The organism is Massilimicrobiota sp. An142 (assembly GCF_002160725.1).
GTDB classification, from domain to species: Bacteria; Bacillota_I; Bacilli_A; order Erysipelotrichales; family Coprobacillaceae; genus Allocoprobacillus; species Allocoprobacillus merdigallinarum.
In genome coordinates this window covers 1-807 of sequence record NZ_NFLD01000092.1, presented here as the reverse complement: position 1 = coordinate 807, position 807 = coordinate 1, and the positions used below count along the sequence as shown (strand labels likewise).

The 807-nt window shown below is 36.6% G+C and carries 1 protein-coding gene; it reads left to right on the top strand.

The window, feature by feature from the left end; all coding sequences use genetic code 11:
* Positions 1–754: reverse transcriptase domain-containing protein (locus B5E87_RS14825; protein WP_087246181.1), on the top strand; the 754-nt coding region annotated here is incomplete at its 5' end.
* Positions 755–807 lie beyond the last annotated feature (53 nt).

The window sequence follows — 807 nt, the reverse complement described above, 5'->3', positions numbered from 1 at the left end:
ACTATCATTAGGCTTACTCTATGAAGATAGTACGGAATACGACAATAACGGAGAAGTGTATCCTGTATCAAAACAAGAGATATCACATATGAAGAACACCAATAGATTTGTAGTACATGGAAAGTTACTTGAAGCAATCGTAGAAGATGCCAATATAGAAAAGGCGATTCAAAGGGTTGTGAGCAATAAGGGGAGTGGTGGTGTAGATAAAATGCAAGTCGCAGAAGTTCGTACGCATTTCGCACAACACTGGTCTTATCTAAAGAAACTTATCATGGAGGGACATTATAGTCCGCAAGCCGTCAAAAGAGTAGAAATACCGAAAGATAACGGAAAGAAAAGAGGGTTAGGAATCCCAACAGTGACGGATAGGGTCATCCAACAAGCAATAGTACAAATACTTACGCCTATCTTTGAACCATTATTCAATGAAAACAGTTATGGGTTTAGACCTCGAAGAAGTGCTCATCAAGCAGTAAAAAGAGTCGTAGACTATGCCAATGAAGGATATCGATACACAGTAGACTTGGACTTGGAGAAATACTTTGATACAGTCAATCATTCAAGACTTATACAGATACTTTCACAAACTATTAAAGATAGAAGAGTCATATCACTCATACATAAATATCTCAATGCAGGAGTCGTAGTAAAGCATAAATTTGAAGAAACAACTAAAGGTGTACCTCAAGGAGGATTATGCCGATATCCACATAATCCTCCTTATGTGGAGTTAGTTATTATGCCGAGTTAATTTAAATTACCCTTTAATAATCATATGGTTTTCTTTATTTTCTCGGCATAATA